Raw genomic sequence first — 26,008 nt, forward strand, 5'->3', positions numbered from 1 at the left:
GACGTTGATGAGCGGTATCTATCTGGCAAGGACAAACCAGAAACTCAATTTTGCCCGCATCCATATCGGTGCGTTGAAAGAGGCACAGAATTCGACGGGTTGGAGTAAGCATGCGCTGATCGAATCCTACAACGAGTCAGTCTTGTTTCATCTGGCGTCCGCTTACGACTCCTTTTTGCGTGAGGTTGCGGAGCTGTACCGTATCGATACCGAACACTTCGTGGGTTATCGAGCACTGATGGAGCAGTTTGAAAAGGCGGGCTTCGAAGGTGCTGAGCTGAAAGAGCTGGGGCAGCTGGAAAAAAATCATACCAGCTGGCTGCACAAAATGTTGGCGGCCTACGAGGCGTGCTGGCATGGCAGTGATAAGCGTGCTGCTGTGACTGAGTCCAGCAGTGTGTCCGAGATCCACGTGGTGCAGGTGAATCCTGATCATGCCGAAGACGGGCAGATCATCAATGAATATGAAAGCTGGCTGGGCGAGATGCGTACTCTGATAGAGCGCCTGCGTGCCGGTATGCAGGAGTGGTAAGTTAGTGTCAGTGGATTCGAAGTTGGAAACGCTGCTGGAAATAGTTGAACTGGAGAATGGTGATCTGGCTATCCGTCGTGCTGAAGAAGACGGAGAGCCTTTAATGGTCGTAGCATTCTCGGACGAATTGCGCGACACGCTGGATGAGAAGTACGTGGATGTGGGTCGCATGATGCTGACCGCAGGCGTGCAGATGGTTGCAGAGTCTGGTTACAGTCTCTCCCCGGCGGGTGATGTGTCGGCAGAGCCTCAGCCAACAATTCATTAGGTTCAGAAGCAACGACTTGCGAGCACTGGATAAGCGTTTGGCAATGTAAAAATCGTTTGTTTGGTAGGTGTTGCTGGAAGTCGGATAAAACCGGGAAAAGCAATGTGCTGAGTGGGCGATTTTTAGTTTGTAGTGCGTCGTTTTTCTCTCATGCCAATCAGGTCCCTCTGTTGGCTGAAAAAATCCCTTTATCGAGAGCTTGGTCTGTGATCGTTACTCGTTATGCGTTGTGGCGACCACGAATTACGATTCCGTGGCTAGCACCTTCACGTGCGGCATCCTCCAGGTCGTTTAGTTCTTCCTCGGAAAGATAGCCAGGCCAAGTGATCACTGCATGGCAGGTGCCTGCTTTCAGAGCTTGACGGGACAGGTCGTATACGGAGTGGTTCTCGTCCGGTTTGAGTAAGATAACCTTGCTCAGGTCGATCCCTGCATCGGCGAGTAGTGCTTTAGGCAGTACCACCGGCGGAGCAACCCAAACGAACCAGCGATCGTCGCGGCTGAGCTGTGCCAGGAGTGGCATCAGCATCGGCATATTGCTGAGTTCGTCGTCTCGCATGATGATCTCAGTGACCTTGCCGGAGTTGCTGGTGCCCTGTTGTGCCGGTGCAACCACCTGTTTGTGCACGGTTGCGGCTGGACGAATCAATTTAGGTGCTGCAGATTGGTAGCCGATCATAAGTCATTTCCTCTCCTTATAACGCCAACGCTCAGTCCTTCTATCGCCAGGTTTTGCTCTCGAAGGTCTACCTCAATCGGGTCAAACTCTTCGTTTTCAGCGATCAGGTAAACCATATGGCCTTCCTGCTGGAAGCGTTTTACCGTGACTTCATCTTCAATACGGGCAACAACGATCTGTCCGTTACGTACGTCCTGGCACTGATGAACGGCCAGTAGATCGCCGTCCAGAATACCGATGTTTTTCATGCTCATGCCGCGTACACGCAGCAGATAATCCGCCTTCGGGTGGAAAAAGTCGGAAGAGATTGTGCAGTGATCTTCTATATGTTCCTGTGCCAGGATCGGAGAGCCTGCTGCAACCTGACCAATGACTGGCAGGCCTTCGTTTTTTTCCTCCTCCAGGGACGGGACCCGAATACCACGAGAGGTGCCTGGGATAATCTCAATCGCGCCTTTACGCGCCAAGGCTTTCATATGTTCTTCGGCTGCATTGGCAGACCGGAAGCCCAGCTCGCGTGCAATGTCGGCACGGGTCGGCGGGTAGCCGGTGGTTACGATATAGTGCTTGATGCAGTCCAGAACTTCCGTTTGTCTTTTAGTCAGCTTCATAATCGTATCTGTTTTTTTATACAGTATCTGTGATTATATACAGTATCCGGATTCTGTAAAGCAACTTCTGTTTATATATCCAGTGTTTTGATAAGATTGCGCAAAACCTAGTTGGACTACGGCGTTGCTCGATAAAAATCTTAAATCTGAAATTCAGTCTGCTTACAGCGCCTTTTTGCAAAACCGCGGACTGAAGCCTCGTGTGAGCCAGAAACAGATGGTCGCACACATCGCCCGCACCCTCGGTGGTATCAAGCAAACCTCAGAAGGGGAACGCGACGGCGAAAGTCATATCTGCGTGGTAGAAGCGGGAACGGGTACCGGTAAGACGCTGGCCTATCTGCTCTCTGCGGTGCCTATTGCGAAGTCCCGCAAGAAAAAAGTAGTGGTCGCTACAGCAACGGTTGCGTTGCAGGAGCAGCTCGTACTAAAAGACCTGCCCCAGCTAATCTCGGATGCGGGCTTGGTGGTGCGTTACTCTCTAGCGAAAGGGCGTGGTCGTTATTTCTGTCTTTCGCAAGCTGAACGGCATCTGGAAGACCAGGGCGAGCTTGGTCAGATGGCGTTATATGAAGACGAGATCGCGCGGAAGCTCGAGCCTGAAGTGGTGGAGCAGTACCGCACTTTGCTGGATGAGTTTGCGTCCGGGCGCTGGGACGGAGATCGTGACTCATTGAAAGATGCGATTGCTGACGATGTTTGGCAGCCGTTGACCAGCGATCATCTGCAATGTACCAATAGGCGTTGTCCGCATTTCAGTATCTGCCCGTTCTTTCAGGCGCGCCAGGCACTGGATAGTGTCGACCTGATCGTTGCAAACCATGACCTGGTATTGGCTGATCTTTCGCTGGGTGGTGGCGCAATCCTGCCGGACCCGGCGGATACGGTGTACATTTTCGACGAAGGTCATCATCTCGGTGACAAAACCACGGGGCACTTTGCCTACAGTATGCGTGTGCGCGGTTCGCAGCGGTGGTTGAGTAAAACCACGCGGACGCTAAACAAGATGCTGCAGGATTGCGGTGGGCACATTGTGCTGACTGACTATGTACAAAAGCTCTCGACGCCGTTCGCCGATCTGGAAACGGGCCTGGAGCAGATGCAGCTGATTCTTGATGGTATGTTCCGGGAGCGTATTGGCAAGGGTGAAAAGCGTTTTCGTTTTGCGCAGGGTGTATTGCCACCTGAAATACGCGATGTGTGTTCTGGTATCGCCGCGTCCTCCGAGAAAGTGGTGCTGAAATTCGAACAGATCGTGGATCTGTTGAAGGAATCCATGGATGGGGAGATTGCGGATATCCAGAAGGATATCGCTGAGCGCTGGTATCCGCAGGTAGGTGTGTTGCTGTCGCGAGCACAAGCTGTTTACTGGCTGGCGCGTTCATACGCCAAGCCGGATCCAGAAGGGAAGTCACCCACGGCGCGCTGGATCAGTGCGGTAGAAACCGCAGATGGCGATGATATGGAGTGTCGCAGCAGCCCGGTCTCTGCAGCGGATACATTGCGTGAGCATCTTTGGCAGGCCTGTTACGGCGCGGTCTTAACGTCGGCGACACTTACCGCGTTGGGTACGTTCTCCCGTGTGAGTAACGATCTGGGATTGCCGGATGGGACCACGTACGAGCGTTTGGCGAGTCCGTTCGACTTCTATAGTTGCGGTGAACTGTACGTACCCGCGATGCGTACTGATCCGAAAACCCCGGATGAGCACACCGAAGAAGTGGCTGAATACCTGGATAAGCAGCTGCCGAATGTAAAAGCGGCACTTGTATTGTTTAGTTCCTGGCGTCAGATGTTCACAGTGCTTGAACGATTGCCCGATTCCATTAAGAATAGCGTCCTTGTGCAGGGGGATCTGGCGAAACATGAGATTATCTCCCGCCACAAGAAACAGATTGATAACGATGAAGCCAGTATCATTTTTGGTCTGGCTTCGTTTGCAGAGGGTGTGGATCTGCCCGGGCAATATTTGACCGAAGTGATCATAACAAAACTGCCTTTTGGCGTGCCGGATGATCCGGTAGATGCGACAATGGCAGAATGGATTGAGACGCAGGGCGGTAATGCCTTTGAAGAATGGGCTGTACCTATGGTATCGATGCGTCTCACTCAGGCTACCGGGCGTCTGCTGCGAACAGAGCAGGACCGTGGCACTATAACCCTATTGGATCGTCGTGTGGTCAGTCGTCGTTACGGACGCAAGTTGTTGGACGCACTGCCACCTTATCGACGCAATTTTGCTTAAGACGGATATATACCTTGAGTACTGAAGAGAAACAGATCGACACATCCTCCGCAGTTAAGGCTGCCAAATCTGATTCAGATAAGCCAAAACAGCGTCGCCGCCGTCGTAGCAGCAACTCGCGCGGCAACAAGCGTCGTGATGATAAGAAGGTTTCCTGGAGCCCTTCCCAGTACGCAGTACCTGAAGTTGAGGGTAAGGTACGCTTTATGGATTTCAACCTGCCAGACGATGTCTTGCACGCAGTTGCTGATCTGGGTTTTGAATACGCGACGGCTATCCAGGCGGAAACCATTCCGGCTGCGCTGGAAGGTAAAGACATCATCGGTAAGGCGCAAACAGGTACGGGTAAAACAGCTGCATTCCTGTTGGGTATCATCACCGATCTGATCGATTATCCAATTGAAGAGCGCCGTCGTCTGGCGGAGCCGCGTGCGCTGATCGTGGCGCCAACCCGCGAACTGGCGATGCAGATCGCGGCCGATGCAGAAGGTCTGGCTAAGTACACCGACCTGCACGTTGTTTCTCTTGTTGGAGGCATGGACTACGACAAGCAGCGTCAGCTGCTGAAGAAGAAACCGGTTGATATTCTGGTGGCAACGCCGGGTCGTCTGTTGGACTTCGTCAACAACAAAGAAGTTGATTTGTGGAACGTGGAAGTGCTGGTGCTCGATGAAGCCGACCGTATGCTTTCCATGGGTTTTATCCCGGATGTGCGTTCTATTATTCGCGCGACGCCGCGTAAAGGTCAGGATCGCCAAACCCTGCTGTACAGTGCGACCTTTACGGATGACATCATGAATCTGGCGCAGCAGTGGACGCTGGATGCGGTACAGATCGAGATTGAACCGGAGCAAAAAACCTCCGAGAACGTGGCGCAGAAGGTGTTCCTGGTTTCCGCCAAAGAAAAATACAAACTGCTGCGTAACTACATTCGCATCAATAACATCGAAAAGGTGATTGTGTTTGGTAATCGCCGTCACGAGACCCGTTCCCTGTGTGAGCGTCTGCAGAAAGATGGCGTGAGTGCTGCGTTGATGTCTGGTGAGATTACCCAGCAGAAGCGTATCCGCACGCTGGAAGATTTCCGCAGCGGCAAGATCGAAGTGCTGGTCGCTACCGATGTGGCCGGTCGTGGTATCCATATCGATGGTGTGACCCACGTAATCAACTACCAGTTGCCGGATGACCCGGATGATTACGTTCACCGCATTGGCCGCACCGGTCGTGCAGGTGCAACCGGTACGTCTATCTGTTTCGCATGTGAGAATGACTCCTTCATGATTCCAGAAGTGGAAGCAGAAGCGGGCATTAAGCTTGAGTGTATTCACCCAGGACCTGAATTGTTGGCCGATCTGGATAAGCCTGCGAAGAAGGGTGTTCAGCAGAAGACTGAATCGAAAGCTGACGAAGAGCCTGTGGTGAGTGAGCAAGAAGCTCCGGTTGAAACGGTTGCAGAAGAAAGCGTTGAGGTTACAGAGGTGGCTGAGGCTGCTACACCGGAAGCGCCTAAATCCACTGGCGACAGCGAAGATGCGCCTGCGGCGGAGAGCGCTGAAGTTGCCGAAGCGGTTGTTGCTGAAGTGACGGAAAAGCCTGAAGAAAAAGGCCGGGACGAAGCAGAAGCTGAGACCCAGGAAGCACCAGCGCCTGTGGAGGTAACTAAAGCGGCTGAGGAAAATCTGGACCTGTTTGTTGACACGGGTGTTGAGAAGTCCGAAGGCGCGCCTGCTGGGGATTTGGTTGAATCTGCATCTGTCAGCGAAGAGGCGGCGGAAGAGTCATCGCAAGAGCCGACAGACAAGGTGGATGATGACGAAACCAAAGCAGGTGAGGGGCGCCGCGGTGGCTGAAGACAGGCATAACACGTCCCGCTTGAGTAACATCATCGCGATCGTTGTAAGTGCATTTTTCGCTGCGATTGCAGTGGCGGGGTACCAGCGCACGAACGACATCCAGCAATTGATGCTGTTTATGGGATTGGCTGTGCTTGCATTTGGTATCGTTAAGGTGGCGTTTGTCGGGATCAATAAATTGCTCGACAGCGTTGATAACGATAAACCGTAAGAAAATTATCACGTCGCCGTAAAGCTGGTTCTACAGGGTGGTCATAACCGCCTCATAAACTGCGGTGTGGTTAGGTCATAAAGGCAGTACTTGCAGAGGTTCAATCTGTGGTGCTGCCTTTTTGTTATCTGAGATCAAAGATAAGATAGACACAGTGAGTTGTTTGCCGGCCCAATGGATATAATCGTGGCCGGGTTTAGCTGTGTTCAGAGTACAAGGGGCAATGCATGTCTGAAGTAACAAAGGTTGCAGTACTGGGGGGCGGAAGCTTCGGTACGATTATCGCAAATATGGTGGCTGAGAACGGATTTCAGGTTAGTCACTGGATGCGAGACCCGCAGCGCGTTGATGAGATCATTGCCACTAGGGAAAACTCTCGCTACCTGCCGGGCTATAAGCTTGCTGAGAACCTGGTGCCTACCACAGATATGCAGTGTGCACTGGATGGTGCGCAGATGGTGGTCGTTTCGATCCCCAGCCACTCTTTCCGCAAGGTGGTTAAGCAGGCCAGTGAATGGTTGCAACCGTCCCAGATGCTGATCAGTACCACCAAAGGTATTGAAGCGGATACCTTTAGCCTGATGAGTGAGATTCTGCGGGATGAGCTACCACAGGGGCGCATAGGCGTATTAAGCGGCCCCAATCTGGCGAAAGAGGTTGCCCAGCGTCAGCTGACGGCGACAGTAATCGCCAGTGAAGATGTGGAATTGCGTGAGCAGGCGCAAAAGGTCCTGCACAGTGCTTATTTCCGCGTTTACGCAAGTTCTGATACCTACGGCGTCGAGCTGGGTGGCACGCTGAAGAATATCTACGCTATCGCTGCTGGCTTAAGTGCAGCGATGGGTATGGGTGAAAACACCAAAAGCATGTTGATGACACGAAGCTTGGCGGAGATGAGTCGTTTTGCTGTGTGCATGGGCGCGAACCCGATGACCTTTATAGGTCTTGCCGGTGTGGGTGATCTGATTGTTACCTGCATGTCGCCGCTTAGTCGCAACTACCGTGTGGGGTATGCGCTGGGTGAGGGCAAAACGCTGGATCAGGCGGTGGAAGCGCTGGGCCAGGTGGCAGAGGGTGTGAATACGCTGAAACAGGTTAAAACCAAAGCTCAGGAGATGGACGTGTACATGCCGTTGGTGTGGGGGCTGTATGAAGTTGTCTTTAATCATGCCCCGGTTGCAGAGGTGGTGAAAACACTGATGCTGAACGAGCAAAGTACGGACGTCGAGTTTGTCCTGCCGAGGGATGAGGTGTGAGGATCTATTTTATGCGTCACGGCGAGGCCTCCTGGCAGGCTTCCTGTGATGCGGAACGTCCGCTTACTGATAATGGGCGGGTGCGACTTTTTGCAACGCTACGTGAAAACGCTGCGCGTATGCAGGATGTTCAGCATATTCTGCACAGTCCTTACCTGCGTGCGGTCCAAACTGCGCAGATCGCGGGCGAAGTGCTTGGTGTTGATTCCTACTCGGACGATGCGCTGTGGACGCCAGACAACGATCCGCAGCAAGCTATCGAAACGTTAGATGCCTTTACCGACCAAACCATACTGGTGGTTACCCATAACCCTCTGGTGAGTCGATTGGTGGGTGGTTTCTGTGGTGCAGGTATCGAGCCCTTTGATACCGGAACCATCACCTGTGTGGATGCTGACTGGCCCGCAATGGGGCTGGGGTCTCTTATCTGGAAGGCATAACGCCGTTTACGCTTGCATATCTTGCTTTGCGCTATTCCCTGACGCTCCCTGATTTTTACGTTATGCTTTTCAAATCAGTTAATTGCAGGGATTTTGCGTGTCTTATTCTGAAGAACTTCGCTTCGAAGTAAACGGCCATGTCATTGCCGCGATGGCCAGTGGTAAGCCGGATGACCCGGTTGTGCTTGGCCTTCATGGCTGGCTGGACAATGCCGCCACCTATAATCAAATCGGTCCGTTGCTTAAGGGCGTTAGATTTATTGCTCTGGATCTGATGGGGCATGGTTTTTCTGATCATCGCCCCGCCTCAATGCCGTATTACATCTGGGATAACGTTGCTGATGTGATCGCTGTGGCAGATGAACTCAAACTCGACAAGCTGCGGATCGTGGGTCACTCCATGGGTGCGAGCATTGCCAGTTTGCTGGCGGGCTCTTTTCCGGAACGGGCTGAAAAACTCTGGCTGATTGAAGGTGTGGCACCGCTGGTTTATGAGGCTGAGCGCTTGCCGGAGTTGATGTGGGAGGCGCTGAATAAACGTGGCAAGATGCGCAATAAACGGCTCAAGCCGTATCCCTCCCTGGAGGAGGCAGTTCAGGCGCGTATCAATGGACGCTTCCCTGTGAGTGAGCAGGCATCGCGTTGGCTGGTAAGCCGCGGCGCGGTGCATGGTGAGGATGGTGTTTACTGGCGCAATGATCCGAGTCTGGTGTTGCCGTCTATACTGCGCATGACAGAAGATCAGGTTCAGGCTTTTCTGCGTAGAATTTCAGCAGAGGTGGATCTGGTGCTGGGCGAAGAAGGGTTGGAGCTGGATCGTATGGAAGAGCGTGCGGCCTGTATTGCGCAGATGGTCATCCATCGATTTCCCGGAAATCACCACCTCCACCTGGAGCCTGAAGCCGCCAAGTTGATTGCAGATCTGATCAATGGTTGGTTTGAGGAGAAATGATCTGATCTCAGTGGTCACAACGAAGGTGAGTCCAGGTCTTTACAGGCCCGTCTTTGGGGTCTTGTTCGTACTTTTCGGAAGGTTGTCGAGTTGCATGGAGGTTTCAATGTTACGTTGGTTGCCCGCAATATTCGTACTTGTGGCTATTACGGCTCAAGCCCAGAGTGATCGCCGCGGATCGGCTGATCACCCAGCTGTGGAGCGATTCCCGCTCTCCTATATCGTTGACTATCGACAGCGTGAAGTGCCGGAATACCGCCTTATTCTTGGAGGGTTGGAGAAGGTGGACGGTGTGATCCGCCCAGAGAGTGAGCAGCGGCTTAAAGGGGATATGACTCGTATCACCTATCGGATGCCCGCCGGACATTCTTCCACCGAGCCGTTTCACTACATGCGCGACCAGTTGCTTAAAAAAGGCGCACAGGTGATGTTTGAATGTCAGGGCAGGGATTGTGGTAGCAGTAACTACTGGGCGAACTCCATATTTCATATTTCCCGGCTATACGGTGTTGATCAGACTCAACATTACCTGGCGGCGCAGTTGGGGCAGGACTACTTCGTTCTCTATACTGTAATTCGTGGCAACAAACGTGTTTACGCGCATCTGGAGGTGCTTAGCTCCGAGAATGGGGGGCTGAGCCACGCCTTGGAAACTCAAGGTTATGCCCGGCTTGAAACGGGCGGAGAGTTGCCCGCTACGCTGTTCGAATATCTGGAGGCTAACCCTGAAGTGACAATATGGGTGGTTGGGGTAGACCGGAGTGTTAATGGTTTTGATGCTGCGCTGGAGCAGTCAAAACAAAAGGCGGATGCCATTGCACAGCTAATGCGACAAAGACTAGATACGTCACGGGTGCGGGTTTATGGTCTGGGGCCATTAGCGCCGCTGATGATTGGTGAAGGTGAAGCGGGAGTGTATTTAATCCGCGAGTAAGGAGGCAGGGATGGCAACAGTCTCACTGGTTCTTGGAAGTGGGGGTGCCCGGGGTTACGCGCATATCGGAGTAATTGAAGAGATTGAGCGACGCGGGTATGAAATCGTATGTATTGCCGGCAGTTCAATGGGGGCGCTGGTGGGCGGCGTATACGCTGCTGGAGGGCTGTCTGAATACCGGGACTGGGTTAAGGGATTAACCAAGTTTGAAATTTTCCGGTTGTTGGACATCGCATTTACGCGTGGCACTATTCGGGGTGAGCGGTTATTTCAGCGCCTGGACGAGATAATTGGTAATCCTTTAATTCAAAGCTTGCCGATTGATTATACGGCGGTGGCTACCGATATCGTTCGCCAAAAAGAGGTCTGGTTTCAAGCTGGGCCTTTGCAAACAGCAATGCGTGCGTCGGTCGCTGTGCCGGGTTTTTTTACGCCTTATGTTCATGAGCACCGTATCCTTGTGGATGGCGGTGTTCTCAATCCATTGCCCATTATTCCCACTGTAGCGTCTCATGCGGACCTCATTATCGCAGTTGATCTCAACGCTCGGGACCCGCGCCATGATGTGTTGGATCTACCCGATAATGCTTATCTCAATCGCAGTGGTATTTCCGATAGTTGGAGTCTTGGATCTACACAAAACGGTAACGGCAACGGTAGCGGAAATGGTAATGGCAGCGGAGGTGATGGAAATGGAAGAGGCAGTAATGGTTGTGCCTCGCGGGACGGATGCAGTGTCAAAAAAGGACCACCACGGGTGGGTGGGCGAATCGACGTGTTGCTGGATTCGGTCGAGGTGATGCAGGGTAGTCTGGCGCAGTACAAAATTGCGGGTTACCCGCCAGATCTGGTTATTTCGATCCCCCATGACCTTTGCCATTTCTTCGAATTCTATCGTGCGACCGAAGTTATCGAGGTTGGACGGCAGGTTGCACGTGAGCGGCTTGAAGCGCTCGAGCAGGGCATGTTGAACTGAGTGGAGCGCTGGGATTACCGGTTGTTTCCCTTTTTCAGCAAAACGTACAGCGCGCCAGTGCCGCCATCTCTATCCTGGGCTGACGTAAAAGCCAGGACGCCAGGCATGCGGCGCAGCCACTCGTTGACATAGGATTTCAGCAGGGGTTGCTTGCCCGCCTGGCTGTATGCTTTTCCGTGAACCACAATTACGCAACGCATGTTGCGGGCACGGGCCGTACGGATAAAGCGACTCAACTCATCGCGTGCGTTATCAACCGTGTAACCGTGCAGATCCAGACCTTCTTCCCACGGAATGTGCCCCTGTTTAAGGCGCCTCAGGACCCGCAGTTGTACGCCGGGGGAGGCAAACAGCAGCTCTTCACTGGATTCCACCAGGTCAACTGCTTCGCTGGAGAGGTTGTCGATTACCTTCTCCTCTTCGACGGTCGCGGCCGCACGTTTGGCATCCAGATTGATGTCTTTGTGGCGTGCAGGTTTCAAATCAGCTTTGTCGTGGCAGTGCCGGGTCACCCCCTGCATTGCATCAGCAAAGGAGAAATCTTCGTCGTTGTTGTCAGGTTTGGTGCGGTCTGACATGGCTTTTCAACCTAAATTTCATTAACATAGCGGCCCTTCCGGGGAGGCTGCAAGCATACTTCCTAGGACCCTTAGAGGGGCGATATTATCCGGTGAGTAACGATGAACTATCAAGACCAGATTAAACAGGAACTGCATACAATCCGCGATTACATCCGCTGGTGTATGAGTAACTTCGGTGAGTACGATGTGTTTTTCGGACATGGCACCGATAATGCTTGGGACGAAGCTGTTCATCTGGTGTTGAGTGCGTTGCACTTGCCTTGGGATGCAGACAGCACTGTTCTGGATGCGCGTCTGACCGGGACTGAGAAGGATCGTGTGCTGTTGTTCATCGAACAGCGTGTGCATGCGCGTATGCCGCTGCCGTATTTGACCAACGAAGCCTGGTTCGCGGGCATACCGTTCTACGTGGACGAACGGGTCTTGGTGCCGCGTTCTCCCATTGCTGAGTTGATTGATAATCACTTTGCGCCAATGCTACGTGAAGGACCCGTTCACCGTATTCTGGATCTCTGCACCGGTAGCGGTTGTATCGGTATCGCCTGTGCCTACGCGTTCCCTGAATCCGATGTGGATTTGGCAGATCTGTCCGAGGATGCGTTGGATGTGGCGAGCATTAACGTGGCGCGTCATGGCTTGGAATCCCGCGTGATTCCGCGCCACAGTGATCTGTTCGATGCATTGCAGGGCGAAAAATATGATCTGATCGTCTCCAATCCGCCGTATGTGGATGCTGAAGATCTGGCGTCCATGCCAGAGGAATACGGTCATGAGCCTGAGATGGCGCTGGGTTCTGGTCCTGATGGTCTGGATATCACCAAGCGTATTTTGCGCGAAGCCAACGACTATTTGGCCGACGATGGTTTGCTGATCGTTGAGGTGGGCAATAGCGAAGTGCATCTGGCAGAGCAGTATCCGCAGTTACCGCTGATCTGGCTGGAGCTGGAACAGGGTGGTAACGGCGTATTTGCGATCTCTGCCGCAGATCTGAAAGCGCACCGGGAAGAAATTTGAGCGAGGCAAGAAAAGCCTCTGTTAAACTGATGCGATGTATCAGTTGGTATTAAGTTAAGTGGATAAGAACGATGTCAGGAAATAGCTTCGGAAAACTCTTTACAGTGACCACCTTCGGTGAGAGTCACGGCCCGGCACTGGGTTGTATTGTTGATGGTTGCCCTCCTGGCATCGAGCTGAGTGTCGAGGATCTGCAGGTCGATCTGGACCGTCGTAAGCCGGGCACCTCCCGTCATACCACGCAGCGCCGCGAAGACGATATTGTTGAAATCCTGTCCGGCGTTTTTGAAGGTAAAACTACCGGTACCTCCATCGGTTTGTTGATCAAGAATACCGATCAGCGCTCCAAGGATTATTCCAATATTGCCGAGACCTTTCGTCCGGCCCACGCGGACTACGTGTACTCGCACAAATACGGCTTCCGTGATTACCGTGGCGGTGGCCGTTCCTCTGCCCGTGAAACCGCAATGCGTGTGGCGGCAGGTGCAATTGCAAAGAAATTCCTGGCGTCCAAGGGTGTTGAGGTACGCGGTTACCTGTCCCAGCTTGGGCCGGTGGCGATCGATATGGAAAACTTCGATTGGAGCGAAGTGAACAACAACCCATTCTTCTCGCCGGATGCGAAGAAAGCGGAAGAGATGGCGGAATACATGGATGCCCTGCGTAAAGAGGGTAACTCTGTGGGTGCGAAGATCTCCGTTGTCGCCAGTGGTGCTCCGGTGGGGCTGGGTGAGCCGATCTTTGATCGCCTGGATGCGGATCTGGCGCATGCGCTGATGAGCATTAACGCCGTTAAGGGTGTTGAGATCGGTGATGGTTTTGACGTTGTTGCGCAGAAGGGTACTGAGCACCGCGACGAAATGACGCCGGAAGGCTTTCAGTCTAACCATGCGGGTGGCATTCTTGGTGGTATCTCCACCGGTCAGGACATCATTGCACACATTGCACTGAAGCCTACCTCCAGCCTGCGTCTGCCAGGTCGAAGCATTAATGCCCGGGGTGAAGAGATTGAAGTGGTGACCAAAGGGCGTCACGATCCATGTGTAGGCATTCGTGCCACGCCGATCGCTGAAGCGATGATGGCGATTGTTCTGATGGATCACTATCTGCGCAACCGTGGTCAAAACGCCGATGTAGACTCTGATCTGCCGGTAATCAGATAAATAGATTCTTACTTAGGTAAGTTCTGTAGCCTTTTGCTACAGTCCAGATATGCCCGGCTTTATAGTCGGGCATATTGCGTATTTAAGGTGGGCCACAATCGTGGTCTGAACGCTTTTTTTGTGCAGCTGTGATCCAGCTGGTGCACGAAGATGGTGAATATAAGACGATGACAACTTTGTACACTGAAAAACTATACGATGGTTACGGCCAGAGCTTTGAGATTGATGAAGTCCTGTTTGAGCAGCAGACGGATTCCTGGCACCTGATTATCTTCCGTAACCGCTTTTTCGGTACGGTCATGGCGCTGGATGGCATCATTCAGACAACAGAAAAAGATGAGTTCGTTTACCACGAGATGCTGACGCACGTGCCGCTGTTTGCACACGGCAATGCGAAAAAGGTGCTGATCATTGGGGGTGGTGACGGCGGTATCCTGCGTGAAGTGCTGAAACACCCGGAAGTGGAGCAGGTAACCCAAGTAGAGATCGATCAGGCTGTTATTGATATGTGCAAAGAGTACCTACCGGGGCACTCTGCGGGCGCATTCGATGATCCGCGTGCGAAGATCGTGATTGCTGACGGTATGGACTACGTACAGCAGGACGGTGAAAAGTACGACGTGATCATCTCGGACTGTACCGATCCTGTGGGGCCAGGCGAAGTCCTGTTTTCCAGCGATTTCTATCAAGGCTGTAAAAACCGCCTGAACGACGGTGGTATCTTTGTTGCGCAGAATGGTGTTGCGTACATGCAGGTGGATGAGGTGGTAACTACTCGCCGTCGTCTGAGCCCGTACTTTGCAGATCAGACGTTCTACGCTGCAGCGGTACCAACGTACGTGGGTGGTGTGATGACCCTGGCGTGGGGTTCCGATAACGATGCACTGCGACAGGTTCCAGTCGACGTGCTGCAGGAGCGTTTTGCGGCAAGTGGTATGAAAACCCGTTACTATAATCCAGCTGTTCATGCGGGTGCCTTTGCGCTGCCGCAGTTTGTGCTGGATGCTCTGGAAGACGCCTGACAAGGTGATCCTCTGTTACGAAAAGCCGGCATTATGCCGGCTTTTTTGCGGGTGTCTGTTACCGGTTTTGTTTGGAGTCGTGTGTGGGTCTGCCGTACGTCCGGTTATCCGGGTTCTACTTTTTTTATTTTGCATTGTTGGGTGCACTGGTTCCCTACTGGAGCTTGTATCTCAAATCTTACGGCTTTGGCGCAGAGACCATCGGCATATTGATGGGGTTACTGCATGGCACACGCATCGTTGCGCCTAACATCTGGGGCTGGCTGGCAGACAGAACCGGACAGCGTCTGCGAATTGTGCAGATGGGATCGTTGGTTACCTGTCTGGTATTTGTGCTGATCTTCTGGCAGGAAGATGCGCTGGGGATCGGTTTGGTTATGTTGGGCTTCAGCTTTTTCTGGAACGCGGTGTTGCCCCAGTTTGAGGTCATCACGCTTGGGCATCTGGGGGAGGAAAGAGACCGCTACAGTCGAATCCGGCTGTGGGGTTCCATCGGGTTTATCGCCGCGGTGTTGCTGGTGGGATGGTTGTTTGACTGGGTCAGTGTGCGGTGGTTGCCTGCGATCATGCTGGCCATCATGGTGATGATCTGGCTGAACGCGTTGTTTGTTCCAGTGCCCGAACAAGAGGCGGTACAGCGCGATAACGGTGATGGTTTTATAACGCTTTTGCTGCGGCCGCAGGTGGTGGCGTTTTTTGCCATCTGCTTTCTTGTGCAGTTTAGTCACGGTGTCTATTACACCTTCTACAGCGTACTGATGGAGTCCGTCGGGTACGCGCGCAGGGAGATTGGTATTCTCTGGTCGATCGGTGTGGTGGCGGAGGTGGTGATCTTTGTTTTCATGCATAGCCTGATTCAGCGCTTTGGTTTACGCATTATCATGATTGTGAGTTTGATGTTGTGTGTCCTGCGCTGGCTCATGATCGGGATATGGCCCGATCACTTGGTCTTAATGTTGGCTGCGCAAACGCTCCATGCTGCAACCTTCGGGACATTGCATGCCGTTGGTATTGCGCTCGTGCACCATTACTTTAACGATCGAACCCATGGGCAGGGTCAGGCGCTTTTCTCCAGTTTTGGCTTTGGTGCTGGTGGCGCATTAGGTGCGGTTGTCAGTGGTTTTCTTTGGGAAGAGATTGGTAGCACATCTACGTTTGCAATTTCGGCCTTTGCAGCGGCAATTGCAATTGTGTTGGCATGGGTCTGGATCAGGCCGGAAAAAGTGCAGCAAAGTCCGTAATTGAGTTGTTTTGCAGTGCAGTTTGTATAGTATTAGAAGTGATAACAAATAAAAGTGGCATCAAGGAGTCGGGATGAAATTCAAGATTGATATCGATATGTCACCCGAAGAGCTGCGTAAGGTTCTCGGTCTGCCAGATGTTGAAGGATTTCATGAGGATATGATAAATCGGATTCGCGAGCAGATGGACGCTGGCGTTGACGGTTATGATCCTCTGACATTGTTCAAGCCATACCTTTCAAGTGGTGTCGGCTCCATGGAAGCGCTGCAAAAAATGATGCTGAGCATGATGACTAGTCCGTACAGCGGCGGGAAAAATTCCGAATAGTCTTATGCCTCAGGGATCGGGTGGTCTACGGAAGAGAGAGAACTGCTTTGCGTATCTTAAGAAAGTATACAAACCGTCGTCTTTATGACACGTCACGTAGCTGTTACGTCACACTGGAAGATGTGAAGCAGCTGGTGCTCAACGGCGAAGCCTTTCAGGTTCAGGACTCCAAAACGGGTGCTGACCTGACGCGTAATATTTTATTGCAGATCATCAGTGAGCAGGAAGCTCAAGGGCATGGAACCCTGCTGACCAATCAGGTACTGCAGCAACTGATCCGTTTCTACGGTGACAGTATGCAAGGCATGATGAGTCAGTACCTTGAACAGAGTATTGCTGCGTTCCTGGAACATCAGGAGCGTATCCGTGAGCAGATGCAGACCATGATGGGTGCTGCAAACCCGCTCACCATGATGAACCGGATCGCTGATCAGAATATGGCGATGTGGGGCGGTATGTTCACACCGGAAAAGGGGGGTGAAACGCCTCCAGCTCCTCCAGGTGCTAATCCTGAGCCTGAAAAAGAACAGGATAAGTAACCAGCTTAGAGAAGGAAGCTCGGCAGTAAAAAGCTTCGAATCTCTATGATCTCTAACGCGTCCGGAAGCTTGGCTTTAATCATTTCAGCCAGTCTTCACAGGGCGCGTTTCTGTATCTGTCTGTTGTGATTAAGTCTGCGGGTGCATGTGCGCCCAATCTCTATGGGATGTGTGGTGGCCTTATTCTGGCTAAAGCTCAATCGTGGGCGCTAAGCCACTTGACGATCTTGGGCGCAACGACTGTCTGTGCCTTGCCGGAGACAAATACGCCGATATGCCCGCCGCGCACTTCCAACTCTTCGTAATCGTCGCTACTGACATTATCTTTCAGTGCGATTGAGGAGGCTGGTGGCACCAGGTGATCGAAGCTGCCATAAATATTCAGAATGGGGTGGGTGATTCGGTTCAGATTGACCTGCAGTCCGCCGATGAGTGCCTCGCCTTTAATCAGTTTGTTCTCTTGAAAGAACTGCTTCACAAACTGGCGGAAAGCTTCACCCGCCTGATCGGGACTGTCGTAGATCCATTTCTCCATACGCAGGAAGCTCAAAGCGCTCTCTTCGTTTTCAAGCTGATTGGGCATTCCTAAGTTTTTCTGTACGCCAAGACGCATTGGCATCAAAGAGTTATAGGAATCGTTGAGCATGCTGCCTGGAATGTTGCCGTAGGTTTCGACGGCCAGATCGGTATCGACTGACTTGGCTAGATGGGTCAACAGGTTGTCCGGGGTGTGGAAGTCAACCGGAGTTACCATGGTGATCAGGTTTTTGATTTTTTCCGGATTCAACGCGGTGTAGCAGAGGCTGAAGGTGCCACCCTGGCAGATGCCAAGCAGGTTGATCTGATCTTGGTTGCTGAGCTCGCGTACGCGATCTACACAGTTGTTGAGGTATTCGTTGATGTAGTCGTCAAGGTCCAGGTAGCGGTCTGCGGCATCAGGGTAGCCCCAGTCGATAACGTAGACTTCCTGTCCTTGCTCAAGCAAGCGGAGCAGGATAGAGCGATCAGGCTCCAGGTCGATCATATAAGGACGGTTGACCAGTGCGTAACAGATCAGAAGGGGGGTGGTGTTGGCAGGTGCTCCAATCGGTGCGTAGCGGTAAAGACGGAGTTTATCCTCCCGGTACACCTCTTCCTTGGGTGTCTGGCCGACATCCACCTCTTTCAGTTTTTGTAGTGTGGTGTAGCTTTTCAGGAGTTTGTGGTTGAACTCAAGCAGCTCCTCGGCAACTTTGCCAGGTTTTAGGTGCAGTGTGTCCATCATTTACTCCTTCGTTTTCTTTTTCAGGGCGGCGACCTCTTTTTTAAGCGAGGTGATTTCGCTGCGCATATCCTGGATCAGGTCGAACAGTGCCTGATTATGTATCTCGGCAACACTGTCATTGAGCGCACTTATCTGGCGGCGGGTTTGTCGCATCTCTTTGCGTAGCTGCTGTTGTCGCTGAAGTGCGGTATCCAGTCCTTTGCGTGTTGCCAGGCCGACCGACTGAAAATAAATGTCACGTATGTTTTGCGAAAAGTTGCGCAATGACATCAGGGCGTTGCTGATGCGGCCGTGAGCTTTTTGGTAGTCGTCGGTAAATACCGTGTCGGAGTAGGCTGACTCGTAACATTCCACCCATGCATTGTGCAGTTGCTGCAGAGTGTCGATTTCGCCATCGCGCTCTGCCAGTTGGTGGGTCATGCGGCGACCGGCTTCCTGATTAATTTCACTGTAGTGGCGAATGTAGTCTGACAGCGCTTCCTGGTATTCGAGTAGTAGACGGATCGCCTCGCGACTGTTTGCTTGCAGCTCTGGATTAGAACCAACTACCGGTGTTTCGAGCAGGCTTTTAACGCCACTGATAAACGGATTCTCGAACAACAGGTCGTCGTGGAAACTGTGGGTTTTGAAAAGTGCTGCAACGTGCTCTGGTAGTTGCCACTGTCGCATTAACAGGTCAGTGGTCTGTTTCTGCATATATTTCTGGAACTCGGAAACCGCTGACTCTATCTGTTGCTCGGAGCCGCTGTTGCGAAAGTGTCGAATCAGTTCTTCGCCGTACTCGTTAAAGTTGTGGGATTGTGCGCTGAGTACATCCATCAGTTGGGAAAATTGCAGTGGCAGGGCTTCGCCGGCGGTGGACTGATAGCGTTTAATAAACTCCTGCCAGCCTTCCGGGTTTTTCAGCTCTTCTGCACTTTCGCCCAGTGCCTGCCAGTAGGCTTTCTGGGCTTCAAGCCAGTCATTCATCTGTTGATTCAGGTTGTCTGACACGGCTGTGGTCTCCTTCGATGGTGCCATCGCTCGCGCGCTGGGCGAGTCGGCAATTCGCTTGTCGCTGATTAAAGCTACTGATCCCTATAATCAGCAAAGCCTAACAAACATTAGAAATACTATTACAACTGAACTGTAACTTACACCTGTCTGCCCATGCGCTATTTTGCGACAGGAAGCATTTCAACAAGATGTCGTGCAGCGTTGGATAGCGTTCGATCGCGGTGGTGAATTACACCAAGTTGACGTTGCACGGGCTCTGCATCGACGGGTAGTGCTTTTAGGTCATCTCTGACCAGGGATTCGGGCAGTAGGCTCCAGCCCAAACCGATCGTCACCATCATGCGGATTGTATCCAGATAATTGGTCGACATGCCTGCATTTAGTTGCAGGCCGTGACGCGCAAAGAGCTGCTCGACCAGCTCGCGGGTAAAGGTGTTTTGATCCGGCAGTATCGCTGTGTACTGGGTCAGCTCCGCGAGACTTACCTGGTCCTTATCCGCTAGTGGGTGGTCACGGGACACTACGTAGCACAAAACATCCTGCCAGATTGGAATTGATTTGATGCTTTTGTCCGGCGATAGGGAAAGCGTAATCAGGGCCAGTTCAAGATCGCCACGCAGAACGCCTTCGTAGGCGACTTCAGATTCATCAAATCGAAGATCCAATTGCACCTTTGGGTAGCGTGCGCTGAATGCGCGCAGCACAGGTGGTAGTCGGTGCAGGCTGATGTGATGACTCGCCGCGAGCGACAGGGTGCCGGTCACCTCGCCTGACAAGTTGCTGATAGCGCGGCGTGCGTCTTCCAGTTCCATAAGGATCTGGTGCGCGCGAGGTAGCAAAGCTTGACCGGCCTCAGTGAGTGAAACGCGGCGGCCGATACGGTCAAACAGACGGCTATCCAGTTGGTCTTCCAGTAGAGCCACTCGTTTACTGATAGCGGACTGGGTTAGGAAAAGTTGGTTGGCGGCCTTGGAAAATGACTCGGTATTGGCGACGGCTACAAAGGCCTGCAGGGTGTTGGTATCCATCAAAATTCCTCCAGAGATATCTCCATTGTTTTCTATTCCTATATGGAATTCAATGAATAAAAAATATGAATTTGTGTTGTTTGAAAGGGTGTTCTAGGATGGATTCATCAAATGGAGAGACGCCCATAAACGTGAGCCGGGGCGGCTGTCTGAAATAAGAAAAGTGAGGAATTCACAATGGCTGGCAAGACCCTTTACGACAAACTCTTCGAGGCGCATTTGGTGCGTCAGAACGATGACGGTAGCTCTTTGATTTACATCGACCGTCAGGTACTGCACGAGGTAACTTCTCCGCAGGCGTTTGAAGGTCTGCGACTGGCGGGTCGTCAGCCTTGGCGTATCGATGCGAACATCGCAACGCCAGATCACAACGTGCCTACCACTGAACGCTCCGGCGGCGTTGATGAGATCAAAGACCCGGTTTCCAAGATTCAGGTAAAAACACTGGATGCGAACTGTGATGAGTTCGGCATCCTGGAGTTCAAGATGAACGATCAGCGTCAGGGTATCGTTCACGTGATGGCGCCAGAGCAGGGGGCAATCCTGCCGGGCGTAACTGCCGTATGTGGTGATTCCCACACCGCGACTCTGGGTGCGCTGGGTGCATTGGCACACGGCGTAGGTACCTCCGAGGTTGAGCACGTACTGGCAACCCAGTGTCTGATCACCAAGAAGATGAAGAACATGCTGGTGCGTGTTGATGGTGAGCTGGGCCCAGGTGTCACCCCTAAAGATGTAGTGCTGCATGTTATCGGCTTGATCGGTACGGCTGGTGGTACCGGTTACGCGATCGAGTTCGGCGGCGATGTATTCCGCAACATGTCGATGGAAGGTCGTATGACCGTCTGCAACATGGCGATCGAAGCGGGTGCGCGTGTTGGTCTGGTATCAGTTGACCAGATTACGCTGGATTACGTAAACGGTCGTACATACGCACCTAAGGGTGAACAGTGGGATCAGGCGGTTGAAGCGTGGAAAAATCTGGTATCCGACGACGATGCAGAGTTCGATGAAGTCGTTGTGATCAACGGTGCCGACATCGAACCGCAGGTAACCTGGGGTACATCTCCAGAGATGGTGGTAAGCGTTAATGATACTGTGCCAAACCCGGCAAACGAATCCGATCAGGTTAAGGTGGACGGTATTAACCGTGCTTTGGCGTACATGGGCTTGAGCGCAGATCAGAAGATCACCGATATCAAGCTGGATCGTGTGTTTATAGGCTCCTGCACCAACTCCCGTATCGAAGACCTGCGCTCTGCGGCGGAAGTTGTGAAAGGCCGCAAGGTTGCGGATACCATCATCCAAGCCCTGGTGGTGCCGGGTTCCGGTCTGGTGAAAGAGCAGGCGGAAGCGGAAGGTTTGGACAAGATCTTTACCGAAGCGGGCCTGGAATGGCGTGAGCCGGGGTGCTCCATGTGTCTGGCAATGAACCCGGACAAGCTGGGTGCGGGTGAGCACTGTGCATCTACCTCCAACCGTAACTTCGAAGGTCGTCAGGGCTTTGGTGGTCGTACTCACCTGGTGAGCCCGGCGATGGCGGCAGCGGCGGCAATTGCAGGTCACTTCGTTGACGTGCGCGAATTTGTTAAGCAGTAAGGACTGGAGAGCGATAATGAAAAAATTTACCAAAATGACCGGTATCGCGGCTCCTCTGGATCGCGCCAACGTTGATACTGATATGATCATCCCTAAGCAGTTTTTGAAGTCGATCAAGCGTTCAGGCTTTGGCCCGAACCTGTTTGATGAGCTGCGTTACCTGGATGAAGGTCAGCCGGATCAGGATTGCAGCGGTCGTCCATTGAATGAAGAGTTTGTGCTGAACAAGCCGCGCTACAACGGCACCAGCATTCTGTTGGCGCGTGAAAACTTTGGCTGTGGTTCCAGTCGTGAGCACGCACCTTGGGCGTTGGAAGACTTCGGTATTCGCGTGGTTATCGCACCAAGCTTTGCTGAGATCTTCTTCAATAACTGTTTCAAAAACGGCTTGCTGCCGATCGTGCTGAGTGATGAGCAGGTGGATCAGCTGTTCAAGGAAGTGGAAGCGAATGAAGGTTATGAGCTGACTGTCGACCTGGAAAGTCAGGTTGTAGTGACACCGTCCGGTGCCGAGATGGCGTTCGAGGTGGATGAATTCCGCAAGCACTGTCTGCTGAATGGTCTGGACGATATCGGTCTTACGCTGCAATATGCTGATGAGATAAAGGCGTACGAAGCGAAAGCTCGCCAGCAGTCTCCATGGCTGTTTGACGCAATCAAATAAAATTCCGGCTCCCGTCCCTGTGGTGGGAGTCTTGCCGAATTAACGCCCCGGGATGAACGGCTCGGGGTTAGGGAAAGGTTTACAAATGTCTAAGAACGTATTGATTCTGCCAGGTGATGGCATCGGTCCTGAGATTGTTGCTGAAGCACGTCGCGTGCTGGAGCTGGTTAATGAGCAGGACAGCCTGGGTCTGGAGCTGAACGAAGCGCTGGTAGGTGGTGCTGCAATCGATGCAGACGGTGTGCCGCTGCCTGAAGCAACCCTGGATGCAGCAAAAGCGGCTGATGCGATCTTGCTGGGTGCGGTAGGTGGTCCTAAGTGGGATACCAACCCTGATTTCCAGATCCGTCCTGAGAAGGGGTTGCTGGGTATTCGCTCTAACCTGGGTCTGTTCGGCAACCTGCGTCCTGCAATCCTGTACCCGCAGCTGGCGGACGCGTCTACCCTGAAACCTGAAGTCGTAGCTGGTCTGGATATCCTGATCGTGCGTGAACTGACCGGTGGTATCTACTTCGGTCAGCCGCGTGGTGTGCGTGAGAAAGAGGGCGGCATTCGCGAGGGCTACAACACCTACGTTTACGATGAGAAAGAAATCCGTCGTATCGGTCGTGTAGCATTCGAGGCTGCGATGGCCCGCGGTAAGCGTCTGTGTTCCGTCGATAAAGCCAACGTACTGGAAGTAACCGTGCTGTGGCGTGAAATTATGGATGATCTGGCGAAAGAATATCCTGAAGTTGAGCTGAGCCACATGTACGTGGACAACGCGGCGATGCAGCTGGTGCGCGCACCTAAGCAGTTCGACGTAATGGTAACCGGCAACATGTTCGGTGATATTTTGTCTGACGCTGCTGCAATGCTGACTGGTTCGATTGGTATGCTGCCATCTGCGTCTCTGGACGAAGACGGTAAAGGTATGTACGAGCCGTGCCACGGTTCTGCGCCAGATATCGCAGGTCAGGGTATCGCTAACCCGCTGGCAACCATTCTGTCTGCTGCAATGATGCTGCGTTACTCCCTGAATGCAGGTGAGACTGCGGATCGTATCGAAGCGGCAGTAAGCTCCGTACTGGATCAGAACCTGCGTACTGCAGATATCTGGTCTGAAGGTATGCAGAAAGTCAGCACATCCGAAATGGGTGATGCTGTAGTTGCTGCGCTTAAGGCCTGATTTATCAGGGATTGCGCAGAAAGACGGATAGCCTGAAAGCGCTATTTGTTGCATAATGATGCGCTGCTTTAAACGGCAGTATCTATCGGCCTCTGCAGGTAGCAGGGGCCGATTTGTTATTTTGAGAACAATCCGAGTTTTTGGTGAAACAGATGAAACGTGTAGGTTTTGTTGGCTGGCGTGGAATGGTGGGTTCCGTGCTGATGCAACGCATGATGGAAGAGCGTGATTTCGATCATATCGAAGAACCGGTCTTCTTCACCACATCCCAGGTAGGGCAGGCTGGACCGGATATTGGTAAAGATATTCCAGCACTGAAAGATGCGACATCCATTGAAGAGCTGAAACAGATGGATGCCATTATTTCCTGTCAGGGTGGTGACTACACAAAACAGGTTTACGGCGCACTGCGTGAAGCGGGTTGGAACGGCTACTGGATCGATGCGGCATCTTCCCTGCGTATGGATGATGAAGCGATCATCGTTCTGGATCCGGTAAACATGAATGTCATCAAAGACGGGCTGTCCAGCGGTATCAAGACTTACGTTGGTGGTAACTGCACTGTTTCCCTGATGCTGATGGGCCTGGGTGGTCTATTCAATGCAGGTCACATCGAATGGATGACCTCCATGACGTATCAGGCGGCTTCCGGTGGCGGTGCGCGTCACATGCGTGAGCTGATCTCCCAGATGGGCATCATTCGAGACTCCGTTGCTGACGATCTGGCAAACCCGGCGTCCGCTATTCTGGATATCGACCGACAGGTTGCAGAAACTATCCGTAGTGATGCGATGCCGGTTGATAACTTTGGCGTACCGCTGGCGGGTTCCCTGATCCCTTGGATCGATACCAAGCTGGACAACGGTCAGAGCCGTGAAGAGTGGAAAGCGTTTGCTGAAACCAACAAGATTCTGGGTCTGGGTGATAGCCCAATCCCAATCGACGGTACCTGCGTGCGTATCGGCGCGATGCGTTGTCACAGCCAGGCGTTTACCATCAAGCTGAAGCAGAACCTGCCTATGGACGAGATTGAAGGCATGATCGCTGAAGCGAACGACTGGGTTAAGGTGATCCCGAACGATCGTGATATTACTGCTGCTGAGCTGACGCCTGCAAAAGTGACCGGTACTCTGAGCATCCCTGTCGGTCGTCTGCGTAAGATGAACCTGGGTGACGAGTTCCTGAATGCGTTCAGCGTAGGTGACCAGCTGTTGTGGGGCGCTGCAGAGCCTCTGCGTCGTATGCTGCGAATCCTGCTGGAAGACTGATGCGCACGCATAAAAAATAGAAGGCTGGTGTTCGCGCCAGTCTTTACTAATATACAGCCCGACATTGTTCGGGCTGATTTGTTTCTGGGCTGATTTTTCGGGGTTAGAAGTGGAAAGAACATTTAACGTTGCGATTGTTGGTGCTACCGGGCTGGTGGGCGAAGCGATGCTGGAGATACTAGAACAGCGTGATTTTCCGGTAGGCGAGCTGTTTCTGTTGGCAGGCGAGCGTTCTGCGGGTAAGTCTCTGCAATTTCGTGACAAGTCACATAAAGTCGGGTTGCTGGAGAACTTTGATTTTTCCCAGGTAGAGATCGTTCTGTTTTCTGCCGGTAGTGATGTCTCTATGCAATACGCGCCGATCGCTGCCGATGCGGGCTGTGTTGTGATCGATAATACTTCCTGCTTCCGTTACGACCCGGATATCCCTCTGGTGATCCCGGAAGTAAACCCGGAGATGGTGGGGGAGTACCGTAACCGCGGTATTATAGCGAACCCTAACTGTTCAACCATTCAGATGCTGATGGCGCTGGCACCGATTCACCGTCAGGTGGGCATTGATCGAATCAATGTTTCTACCTATCAGGCTGTTTCCGGTTCTGGGCGTAAGGCGGTAGAAGAGTTGGCAGGTCAGACGGCGCGCCTGCTGAACGGATTAAGTATTGATCCTGACGTTTATCCTAAACAGATTACGTTCAACGTATTGCCCCAGATCGACGCGATGCAGGATAACGGTTATACCCGCGAAGAGATGAAGATGGTGCTGGAAACCCAGAAGATTCTGGGTGATGAAAGTGTTCGTGTGAATCCGACCTGTGTGCGTGTGCCGGTCTTCTTTGGTCACTCGGAGTCGCTGCATGTGGAAACCCGTGAGCCAATTTCGGCGCAGGATGTGCGAGAGCTGCTGGAGGTAATGCCGGGTGTCGAGGTCGTTGATGAACCGGAAGATGAGGGCGGTTTTGCTACACCGGTGACCGACGGTGTTGGTAAGGATGACGTTTTTGTCAGCCGCATTCGTGAAGATATCTCTTCCCCAAGTGGGATCAATATGTGGGTTGTGTCCGACAATGTGCGAAAAGGTGCAGCGCTAAACAGCATTCAGATTGCAGAACTCTTGATCCAGCAATATCTCTAGAGCAAAAACATCAAGTGATTTCTGGGAGTCTGGTGGTCTCT

General features: G+C 52.6%; 26 protein-coding genes and 1 pseudogene. 21 read left to right on the forward strand and 6 right to left on the reverse strand.

What is annotated here, in order from left to right:
- The first annotated feature begins 7 nt into the window (after window positions 1–7).
- Window positions 8–532, forward strand: coding sequence for a DUF6586 family protein (locus QKW35_RS11350; protein ID WP_282353207.1), 525 nt, complete (start codon window positions 8–10; stop codon window positions 530–532).
- A 4-nt stretch (window positions 533–536) separates the two neighbouring features.
- Complete coding sequence (locus QKW35_RS11355; protein ID WP_282353209.1) at window positions 537–800, forward strand: hypothetical protein; 264 nt, start codon at window positions 537–539, stop codon at window positions 798–800.
- 220 nt (window positions 801–1,020) lie between these two features.
- Here QKW35_RS11355 and QKW35_RS11360 read toward each other — a convergent pair whose 3' ends face one another.
- A complete protein-coding gene (locus tag QKW35_RS11360; protein ID WP_282353211.1) occupies window positions 1,021–1,479 on the reverse strand; it encodes a cell division inhibitor SulA in 459 nt (152 codons plus the stop codon).
- Window positions 1,476–2,090, reverse strand: coding sequence for a transcriptional repressor LexA (lexA, locus tag QKW35_RS11365; RefSeq protein WP_282353213.1), 615 nt, complete (start codon window positions 2,088–2,090; stop codon window positions 1,476–1,478). Before lexA ends, QKW35_RS11360 begins: the two co-directional genes overlap by 4 nt.
- Before the next feature lie 124 nt (window positions 2,091–2,214).
- Here lexA and dinG point away from each other — a divergent pair, with 124 nt between their 5' ends.
- The 8 genes and pseudogenes from dinG to QKW35_RS11405 all read left to right on the forward strand — a co-directional run bounded on the left by dinG (window position 2,215) and on the right by QKW35_RS11405 (window position 10,957).
- Window positions 2,215–4,335 (forward strand): ATP-dependent DNA helicase DinG, encoded by a 2,121-nt coding sequence (gene dinG, locus QKW35_RS11370; RefSeq protein ID WP_282353215.1) that lies wholly within the window; start codon window positions 2,215–2,217, stop codon window positions 4,333–4,335.
- Window positions 4,336–4,349: 14 nt separating this feature from the next.
- Window positions 4,350–5,681: pseudogene (gene rhlB / locus QKW35_RS11375) on the forward strand (ATP-dependent RNA helicase RhlB); the annotation flags it as partial.
- Window positions 5,682–6,177: 496 nt separating this feature from the next.
- Entirely contained in the window at window positions 6,178–6,399 is a 222-nt protein-coding gene (locus tag QKW35_RS11380) for a hypothetical protein (protein ID WP_282353217.1), read from the forward strand.
- Window positions 6,400–6,626: 227 nt separating this feature from the next.
- Window positions 6,627–7,655, forward strand: a complete 1,029-nt coding sequence (locus QKW35_RS11385; protein ID WP_282353218.1) for an NAD(P)H-dependent glycerol-3-phosphate dehydrogenase — start codon at window positions 6,627–6,629, stop codon at window positions 7,653–7,655.
- A gap of 11 nt (window positions 7,656–7,666) precedes the next feature.
- Window positions 7,667–8,095 (forward strand): SixA phosphatase family protein, encoded by a 429-nt coding sequence (locus tag QKW35_RS11390; protein WP_282353219.1) that lies wholly within the window; start codon window positions 7,667–7,669, stop codon window positions 8,093–8,095.
- A 97-nt stretch (window positions 8,096–8,192) separates the two neighbouring features.
- Window positions 8,193–9,047 carry an alpha/beta hydrolase gene (locus QKW35_RS11395; RefSeq protein ID WP_282353220.1) on the forward strand — a complete coding sequence of 285 codons (855 nt, stop codon included), beginning with the start codon at window positions 8,193–8,195 and terminating at the stop codon, window positions 9,045–9,047.
- A gap of 106 nt (window positions 9,048–9,153) precedes the next feature.
- A complete protein-coding gene (locus QKW35_RS11400) occupies window positions 9,154–9,981 on the forward strand; it encodes a DUF4892 domain-containing protein (RefSeq protein WP_282353221.1) in 828 nt (275 codons plus the stop codon).
- A 10-nt stretch (window positions 9,982–9,991) separates the two neighbouring features.
- Window positions 9,992–10,957: a patatin-like phospholipase family protein gene (locus QKW35_RS11405; RefSeq protein ID WP_282353222.1), complete on the forward strand. Its 966-nt coding sequence runs from the start codon at window positions 9,992–9,994 to the stop codon at window positions 10,955–10,957.
- 14 nt (window positions 10,958–10,971) lie between these two features.
- On the opposite strand, the gene QKW35_RS11410 is transcribed toward QKW35_RS11405, so the two are convergent.
- The gene (locus QKW35_RS11410) at window positions 10,972–11,535 is read right to left on the reverse strand and encodes a Smr/MutS family protein (RefSeq protein ID WP_282353223.1); all 564 of its coding nucleotides are present in this window, start codon (window positions 11,533–11,535) and stop codon (window positions 10,972–10,974) included.
- Window positions 11,536–11,637: 102 nt separating this feature from the next.
- On the opposite strand from QKW35_RS11410, the gene prmB reads away from it, so the two are divergent.
- The 6 genes from prmB (at window position 11,638) to phaR (ending at window position 16,845) form a co-directional block, all read left to right on the forward strand.
- The gene (prmB, locus tag QKW35_RS11415) at window positions 11,638–12,552 is read left to right on the forward strand and encodes a 50S ribosomal protein L3 N(5)-glutamine methyltransferase (RefSeq protein ID WP_282353224.1); all 915 of its coding nucleotides are present in this window, start codon (window positions 11,638–11,640) and stop codon (window positions 12,550–12,552) included.
- A 71-nt stretch (window positions 12,553–12,623) separates the two neighbouring features.
- Entirely contained in the window at window positions 12,624–13,715 is a 1,092-nt protein-coding gene (aroC, locus tag QKW35_RS11420) for a chorismate synthase (RefSeq protein ID WP_282353225.1), read from the forward strand.
- A gap of 167 nt (window positions 13,716–13,882) precedes the next feature.
- Window positions 13,883–14,737, forward strand: coding sequence for a polyamine aminopropyltransferase (gene speE, locus QKW35_RS11425; RefSeq protein WP_282353226.1), 855 nt, complete (start codon window positions 13,883–13,885; stop codon window positions 14,735–14,737).
- A gap of 83 nt (window positions 14,738–14,820) precedes the next feature.
- The gene (locus QKW35_RS11430; protein ID WP_282353227.1) at window positions 14,821–15,978 is read left to right on the forward strand and encodes an MFS transporter; all 1,158 of its coding nucleotides are present in this window, start codon (window positions 14,821–14,823) and stop codon (window positions 15,976–15,978) included.
- 73 nt (window positions 15,979–16,051) lie between these two features.
- Window positions 16,052–16,306 carry a DUF6489 family protein gene (locus tag QKW35_RS11435; RefSeq protein WP_282353228.1) on the forward strand — a complete coding sequence of 85 codons (255 nt, stop codon included), beginning with the start codon at window positions 16,052–16,054 and terminating at the stop codon, window positions 16,304–16,306.
- 47 nt (window positions 16,307–16,353) lie between these two features.
- Window positions 16,354–16,845: a polyhydroxyalkanoate synthesis repressor PhaR gene (gene phaR / locus QKW35_RS11440; RefSeq protein ID WP_282353229.1), complete on the forward strand. Its 492-nt coding sequence runs from the start codon at window positions 16,354–16,356 to the stop codon at window positions 16,843–16,845.
- A gap of 196 nt (window positions 16,846–17,041) precedes the next feature.
- Here phaR and phaC read toward each other — a convergent pair whose 3' ends face one another.
- From phaC to QKW35_RS11455, 3 genes are all read right to left on the reverse strand, one after another.
- A complete protein-coding gene (gene phaC, locus QKW35_RS11445; protein ID WP_282353231.1) occupies window positions 17,042–18,106 on the reverse strand; it encodes a class III poly(R)-hydroxyalkanoic acid synthase subunit PhaC in 1,065 nt (354 codons plus the stop codon).
- A 3-nt stretch (window positions 18,107–18,109) separates the two neighbouring features.
- Window positions 18,110–19,102, reverse strand: a complete 993-nt coding sequence (locus QKW35_RS11450) for a poly(R)-hydroxyalkanoic acid synthase subunit PhaE (protein ID WP_282353233.1) — start codon at window positions 19,100–19,102, stop codon at window positions 18,110–18,112.
- Window positions 19,103–19,263: 161 nt separating this feature from the next.
- The gene (locus QKW35_RS11455) at window positions 19,264–20,133 is read right to left on the reverse strand and encodes a LysR family transcriptional regulator (RefSeq protein WP_282353235.1); all 870 of its coding nucleotides are present in this window, start codon (window positions 20,131–20,133) and stop codon (window positions 19,264–19,266) included.
- A gap of 177 nt (window positions 20,134–20,310) precedes the next feature.
- On the opposite strand from QKW35_RS11455, the gene leuC reads away from it, so the two are divergent.
- From leuC to QKW35_RS11480, 5 genes are all read left to right on the forward strand, one after another.
- Window positions 20,311–21,732, forward strand: a complete 1,422-nt coding sequence (gene leuC / locus QKW35_RS11460) for a 3-isopropylmalate dehydratase large subunit (protein WP_282353236.1) — start codon at window positions 20,311–20,313, stop codon at window positions 21,730–21,732.
- A gap of 16 nt (window positions 21,733–21,748) precedes the next feature.
- On the forward strand, window positions 21,749–22,396 hold the full coding sequence (gene leuD / locus QKW35_RS11465; protein WP_282353237.1) for a 3-isopropylmalate dehydratase small subunit: 648 nt from the start codon (window positions 21,749–21,751) through the stop codon (window positions 22,394–22,396).
- An 85-nt stretch (window positions 22,397–22,481) separates the two neighbouring features.
- Complete coding sequence (leuB, locus tag QKW35_RS11470; RefSeq protein ID WP_282353238.1) at window positions 22,482–23,564, forward strand: 3-isopropylmalate dehydrogenase; 1,083 nt, start codon at window positions 22,482–22,484, stop codon at window positions 23,562–23,564.
- Between the two features lie 152 nt (window positions 23,565–23,716).
- Window positions 23,717–24,832, forward strand: a complete 1,116-nt coding sequence (gene asd, locus QKW35_RS11475; protein ID WP_282353240.1) for an aspartate-semialdehyde dehydrogenase — start codon at window positions 23,717–23,719, stop codon at window positions 24,830–24,832.
- Between the two features lie 109 nt (window positions 24,833–24,941).
- Window positions 24,942–25,967 carry an aspartate-semialdehyde dehydrogenase gene (locus QKW35_RS11480; RefSeq protein ID WP_282353242.1) on the forward strand — a complete coding sequence of 342 codons (1,026 nt, stop codon included), beginning with the start codon at window positions 24,942–24,944 and terminating at the stop codon, window positions 25,965–25,967.
- Window positions 25,968–26,008 lie beyond the last annotated feature (41 nt).

The organism is Pontibacterium granulatum (assembly GCF_029961155.1).
Lineage (GTDB): Bacteria > Pseudomonadota > Gammaproteobacteria > Pseudomonadales > Balneatricaceae > Pontibacterium > Pontibacterium granulatum.